General features: G+C 29.0%; 9 protein-coding genes. 7 read left to right on the top strand and 2 right to left on the bottom strand.

Annotated elements, in window-relative coordinates; translation table 11 throughout:
• Positions 1-82 precede the first annotated feature (82 nt).
• From HM981_RS17270 to HM981_RS17255, 4 genes are all read left to right on the top strand, one after another.
• Positions 83-640: a hypothetical protein gene (locus HM981_RS17270; protein WP_179340048.1), complete on the top strand. Its 558-nt coding sequence runs from the start codon at positions 83-85 to the stop codon at positions 638-640.
• Positions 641-820: 180 nt separating this feature from the next.
• Positions 821-1477 carry a hypothetical protein gene (locus HM981_RS17265; protein ID WP_179340047.1) on the top strand — a complete coding sequence of 219 codons (657 nt, stop codon included), beginning with the start codon at positions 821-823 and terminating at the stop codon, positions 1475-1477.
• Positions 1478-1635: 158 nt separating this feature from the next.
• Positions 1636-1998 (top strand): hypothetical protein, encoded by a 363-nt coding sequence (locus HM981_RS17260; protein ID WP_179340046.1) that lies wholly within the window; start codon positions 1636-1638, stop codon positions 1996-1998.
• Positions 1999-2026: 28 nt separating this feature from the next.
• A complete protein-coding gene (locus HM981_RS17255) occupies positions 2027-2212 on the top strand; it encodes a hypothetical protein (RefSeq protein ID WP_179340045.1) in 186 nt (61 codons plus the stop codon).
• On the opposite strand, the gene HM981_RS17250 is transcribed toward HM981_RS17255, so the two are convergent.
• Positions 2190-2363, bottom strand: a complete 174-nt coding sequence (locus tag HM981_RS17250; RefSeq protein WP_179340044.1) for a hypothetical protein — start codon at positions 2361-2363, stop codon at positions 2190-2192. The two genes, HM981_RS17255 and HM981_RS17250, sit on opposite strands and share 23 nt — an antisense overlap.
• 24 nt (positions 2364-2387) lie before the next feature.
• On the opposite strand from HM981_RS17250, the gene HM981_RS17245 reads away from it, so the two are divergent.
• Positions 2388-2540: a hypothetical protein gene (locus HM981_RS17245; RefSeq protein WP_179340043.1), complete on the top strand. Its 153-nt coding sequence runs from the start codon at positions 2388-2390 to the stop codon at positions 2538-2540.
• Here the strand turns inward: HM981_RS17245 and HM981_RS17240 are convergent, their stop codons facing one another.
• Positions 2541-2690, bottom strand: coding sequence for a hypothetical protein (locus HM981_RS17240; RefSeq protein ID WP_179340042.1), 150 nt, complete (start codon positions 2688-2690; stop codon positions 2541-2543).
• 163 nt (positions 2691-2853) lie between these two features.
• On the opposite strand from HM981_RS17240, the gene HM981_RS17235 reads away from it, so the two are divergent.
• The gene (locus tag HM981_RS17235) at positions 2854-4155 is read left to right on the top strand and encodes a hypothetical protein (RefSeq protein WP_179340041.1); all 1302 of its coding nucleotides are present in this window, start codon (positions 2854-2856) and stop codon (positions 4153-4155) included.
• 549 nt (positions 4156-4704) lie between these two features.
• A complete protein-coding gene (locus HM981_RS17230; RefSeq protein WP_179340040.1) occupies positions 4705-5049 on the top strand; it encodes a hypothetical protein in 345 nt (114 codons plus the stop codon).
• The last annotated feature ends 210 nt before the right edge of the window (positions 5050-5259 follow it).

Raw genomic sequence — 5259 nt, 5'->3', positions numbered from 1 at the left:
GTGGACTTTCTTTGTCCGTAATTATTTACTAAATTAGTTGCTTGAAACACGCAACAAACCATATACAACAACGTTGTGGTTCATGAAAAAAATGGAACGTATACAAATAAATAACGGAGTTGTTTTTTCACCTTTTTATGTTTTCATAAAAGGAGTTGATAAGTTGACGGATATTGAAATTCTTGATTTCTTTGGAATACAAAATGCCCAAATAGTTACGAACGGAAATACAAAAAATAAAACAACTTCAATCTTCATAACAGACGATTCAAATTGGATTCACATAATGGATTTTTGGGATTATTGTTTATATCACAACGAGAATGAAAATAAACGAATAATTAAACTTGCAGAGAAATTCGATATTTACACTTGTGCAGTTGGCGATTCAGACCATTCGTTTGATTTTAGATACTTTAAAAACGGACAGTTGTTAAGAGAATATATTGTTGAAGACCCAGAATATAAAGGAGGACAGTTGACAAAAGATTATGGAACAAAATTAATGAACGAAGATAATGCTCTTCTACTTGAGGATGAACTGGAAAAAGTATTGGAAATTGCCAAAGGAATTGGAATTAAGTTTGCCCACACAAAAGAAAAAATAAGACACTATCAATATGTGAATGAATTAATATGAAGAACAATCACGAAACCACAACACCGTGTATAATTAATTGCTAGGTTCTTCACTACTTGCGAATATTCCTGCGGAATATTCACGGGTTCGTAAAAGTTTACTAATTTAGTTGCTTAACCACGCAACTAACCATACACACACACGTTATGTGTTATTACGGAAAAACAGACTGCAACATTTATGAAAGACATTATTGGAAAATGTAAGATATATATAATTGAATCACAAAGCGACAACGATATTTTTGATGGTAGAACGGAAGGAAATGCACTTTCTTCTGGACTAAAATTAGCTGGAATTTCTAATGAATATTATCAAGTAATTAATGAGAAAATGCTTGATAAAGCAATTTTAAAAATTAGTGAAAACATAAAGGAATTAGTTTCAAATGGAAAACTAATTGTTCCTTTTATACACTTTTCTGCTCACGGTAATGAATCTGGAATAGGCTTAACAAATAATGATTTTATTGACTGGAGTAAGTTGAGAAAAAAAATAGATTACGCGAACTCTATAATTGGAAAAGTGAAGTTTGATGATTCTGATAACGCAAGAGAATTTAGTCGCTTAAATTTATCCTTTTCTGTTTGTAAAGGAATTAATGCTATAAAAATTCAACAAGGATTTGAAGACAACAAATATTTACAATTAGTTGGTCCAAATGTAGCAGTTGATTGGGCGGATTCTTTAATTGCTTTTATGACTTTTTATCACCTGATGTTTTATAAATCTGAAGTAATAACAGCATTCGAAATTGTTGAAAAAATGAATATTGCTGCAGGTTTAAAAGATATATTTGAAATAAGCGGTGGCTCAGGACTTGTAAGACGTGAATAATAAAAACAACACATAACAACGTGTATAATTAATGGCTAGTTCTCGCCTACTTACGAAAATCCTCGCGGATTTTCTATTCGGTTTTTATTTGCTAAATTAGGTGCTTAAACACGCCACTAATCATACACAAACACGTTAGCAAACATTTAACCACTGTTATGGGGAGAAATATAGAGTTTCCAAAGATTGTTGACCTAATGAACGATATGAAAGAAAAAGAGGAATACGAAGCCTTATTGCCGTTAAATGTAGTATCGGTAAATGAATTTAGAAAAGATATTGAAAGGAATAATAAGAAAGCTAAATTAATAAACATAGCAATGTTACTAATAGCTTTGTTTTCTTTTTCATATGCTATTTACAAAGATTTTAATGACGTAGAAAGTGCGAAAAAACTTGAAAAACTAAAGTTGAAAACATTATACCTAGAACAAAACATCGAAAATTATCAGAAGCAATTGCATGAGATAAAAAACGAGATAAATATTTTAAGGATTGATAAAAACGACTCTTTGAAGTGAACATAATAATTTAAAATTTTAGTTAATAATGAGTGATTTAATAAATGAATATTATAATTCCAACGACTTAAAAGAAAAGTTAGAATTAAAAAAAGAACTTTTAAAAAACAATAATTCAAGAGAATTTAAAGTTGCTGTAATGGCTCATTATGACGCTTTTAAAAAATCAGGTAAAAAAATGTTTTTAGATACTATGATTCAATTTCATCATTAATAACCATAACCAAACGAGGCTCGTCATCGTTAATTTCAGAAGTATCAATATTGACATTATTGTAGCCGTGTTTTTGAGCCAACTTTAAAACATCTTTACAAAATTCGTTGTCAGGATGAAACGAAATAATAGAAATACAATTTTTATCCATAATAATTTAAAATTTTAGTTAATAATGAAAGAAGAACAAGCAAACAAAATAATATCTCTATTAGAAGATATTGTATCAAGATTAAGTTTTATAGAATCTAATACAGATAAAATAAACGACTTGACAGACGAATATCATGTGTTAAACAAAATAAAGGATAGTTTAGAAAACAGATAACTAAACCTTAGTTTCTTCTTCTATGTATTTTTTAGCTTCGTATAGAATGTTTTTAGAATCGTGAACTGATAATCCTTTTAATTGTTCTACAACGTTAAGAATATATTGTTTAGGTTTAATTTTTGGATTACTATAAGTCGATTGTGCCATAATAATAAAACGATTTGCTAACAACGTGTATAATTAATTGCTACTATTCGCAATACCTTAATTACAGTTTCATTACATTGTGCATTTTTAGCCCGAAAAGATAGTTATATCTAATAGCAACTAATCATACCCAACCACGTTGGCAACAAGCTAAAAAAACTTAATGGAAGAAAAAGACAACATAGCTGATTTACCATCATATTCTAAAATTAGAAAAGATGTTCAAGGAGCAAATGCGATTGGTAAAGTTGTCAAATTCCTTTCATTTTTTGGAATTAAAAATGATGGATTAAATGAAGCCTTTTCTAAAATTCCTAACTTAAAAAAAGAAGTAGAACATCTTTCTACATTACCTGACAGATTCAATTCACATTTCGCCAGTTTAGGGTGGATTTCGCACGAATCTATGAATTCGCCTCTAATGGAAAAAGCGGTTGAATTAGCAGATAATAATGACATTTCAGGAGCAGAAACAATTTTAGCTAATCATTTCACATCAACAGAAATTAGTTGGCTACAACATAGATTCAGAGTTTTACCTGCATTTTCAATACGCTTTGAATTAATAGAAAAAGCCTATAAAGACACTCTTGAAAAACGCTTTCATTCTTGCGTTCCTCTATTATTAACGATAATAGATGGAGCAGTTAATGATATTAGTAAAAGTAAAGGCTTTTTTTCAGAAAATACAGAATTAAAAGCTTGGGATAGTATTGCTGCACACAGCAGTGGACTAACAGCAATTAAAGATATTTTTAATGCTTCAAGAAAAAAGACCAACTCTGAAGATATATTTCTGCCTTATAGAAACGGAATTTTACACGGTAGAGATTTAAAATTTGACAATCAATTGGTTGTTGGAAAATGTTGGTCAACACTATTTGCAGTAAATGATTGGGCAAGAGCTTTAAAAGAGGAAAAAGAAAACCCACCAATTCCAGAAAAACAATTGACTTTTGGAGAAAGTTTGAGAGAATTAAAGGAAACTATCATTGAACATCAAGAATGGAAAGTAAAAAGTGATTTAAGATGGAAAGAACTTGATAATTGGAAACCGAGAGAAAATATAAATATTGAACCATCTAATTTTAATGAATTCAGTCCAGAAAAAACAGCATTCGAAATAGCGGAAAGTTGGAAAAATAAAAACTATGGTAATATTGCTAAATTAATTCATAGGTTTAGTAACAAGGAAATAAATATTGGAAAAGAAGCTGGAAAAATAAGACGTGAACTTGAATACAAAAAACTGATTTCTTTTAAGATTAAATCTGTTAGAGACGAAGCACCAGCAATCTCAGAAATAACGATGGATATTGTTTATCAATTATACGATAACGAAAAATCAAAAGAGATTGTTTTAAGAATGATTTGTAAAGCGGATGATGGACAAATGGGAATGAATGGAAAAGAAAATATGAGTTGGGAATTTATAGATAATTTTTTCTATTCATTAGACTTTTGAAAAAAAGCCAGTTGCCAACACCGTATATAATTTATTGCTAGTTCTAGTCTACTTACGAAAATCCTCGCGGATTTTCTATTCGGTTTTTATTTGCTAAATTAGTTGCTTAACCACGCAACAAACCATATACAAACACGTTGTGTGTAATTAAACAAAAACTTAGAAAAGGAAGAGATACAAAATCAAAAAAATGTTTCTATCAAATATATTTTCCGTAAAAAAAATAGAAAGAACTCGCTTTCAAATAATTATATGGTGGGAATTAAGAAGAATTTTATTTAATCTAATTTTATTAACTGCTGTTTACTTTAGTTTAAAAATTATAGGATTAAATATTCTGGAAATAGAAATGGGAAATGGAGAATATTTCATATTTCTAATCTTAATTGGACTAACATTAGTTTTGAATTTTATATATAGTTTCGGATGGATTTCAGAACTGTTCAGGAAACGCAGTCTGACATTTGCACCGAAATTATTTAAATCATTGATTTTAGTTAGTTTAGTCATATTCATAACATTAATAAGTTTATTTTATCTTATTCTAAAATGATTGTATCTAATATAGAAACCGTGACTGTTTTAGTCATTTTACTATTTGGAATTCCAATTTTATGGAATGCGCAAAAAAATGGAATTTTGAAATCTTTTAGTTTTATAAATCTGATTAGAACAATTAATAAGTCTCTTAAAATACAAGGGATAATTGGATTAATTTTAATTCCTATAACTTGGTTTTTGATTTCTATAAATTTCAAAGGTGATGGAATATTTGCAGGAGTGACATATACATATTTAGTAATCGGGTTTTTTATGTATCTGCCAATATTGGGGATTTTGAACTTATTTAAACTAATTATGGAGAAAAAAAATGAAAAACAAAAATCGGAATAAAAACTACACACAACAACGTGTATAATTAATTGCTTTGGCAAGTGCTTATTTGGAAAATTCCTTCGGAATTTTCTCGCGTTCGTTTTTGTTTACTAAATTAGTTGCTTAAACACGCAACTAACCATACACAATCACGTTGTATGCAATTTGAGAAACACCAGAACTGAAATGAATATTTGGAAACCAATAACCGAAAAAGAACTCTACTCT

Origin of the sequence: Winogradskyella ludwigii (assembly GCF_013403985.1) — a bacterium.
GTDB classification, from domain to species: domain Bacteria; phylum Bacteroidota; class Bacteroidia; order Flavobacteriales; family Flavobacteriaceae; genus Winogradskyella; species Winogradskyella ludwigii.
This window is presented reverse-complemented; position numbering and strand designations above follow the sequence as displayed.

Coding starts and splice junctions, on each gene's coding strand:
- HM981_RS17270 (WP_179340048.1), top strand. CDS start 83: ATGAAAAAAATGGAACGTATACAAATAAATAACGGAGTTGTTTTTTCA.
- HM981_RS17265 (WP_179340047.1), top strand. CDS start 821: ATGAAAGACATTATTGGAAAATGTAAGATATATATAATTGAATCACAA.
- HM981_RS17260 (WP_179340046.1), top strand. CDS start 1,636: ATGGGGAGAAATATAGAGTTTCCAAAGATTGTTGACCTAATGAACGAT.
- HM981_RS17255 (WP_179340045.1), top strand. CDS start 2,027: ATGAGTGATTTAATAAATGAATATTATAATTCCAACGACTTAAAAGAA.
- HM981_RS17250 (WP_179340044.1), bottom strand. CDS start 2,363: ATGGATAAAAATTGTATTTCTATTATTTCGTTTCATCCTGACAACGAA.
- HM981_RS17245 (WP_179340043.1), top strand. CDS start 2,388: ATGAAAGAAGAACAAGCAAACAAAATAATATCTCTATTAGAAGATATT.
- HM981_RS17240 (WP_179340042.1), bottom strand. CDS start 2,690: ATGGCACAATCGACTTATAGTAATCCAAAAATTAAACCTAAACAATAT.
- HM981_RS17235 (WP_179340041.1), top strand. CDS start 2,854: ATGGAAGAAAAAGACAACATAGCTGATTTACCATCATATTCTAAAATT.
- HM981_RS17230 (WP_179340040.1), top strand. CDS start 4,705: ATGATTGTATCTAATATAGAAACCGTGACTGTTTTAGTCATTTTACTA.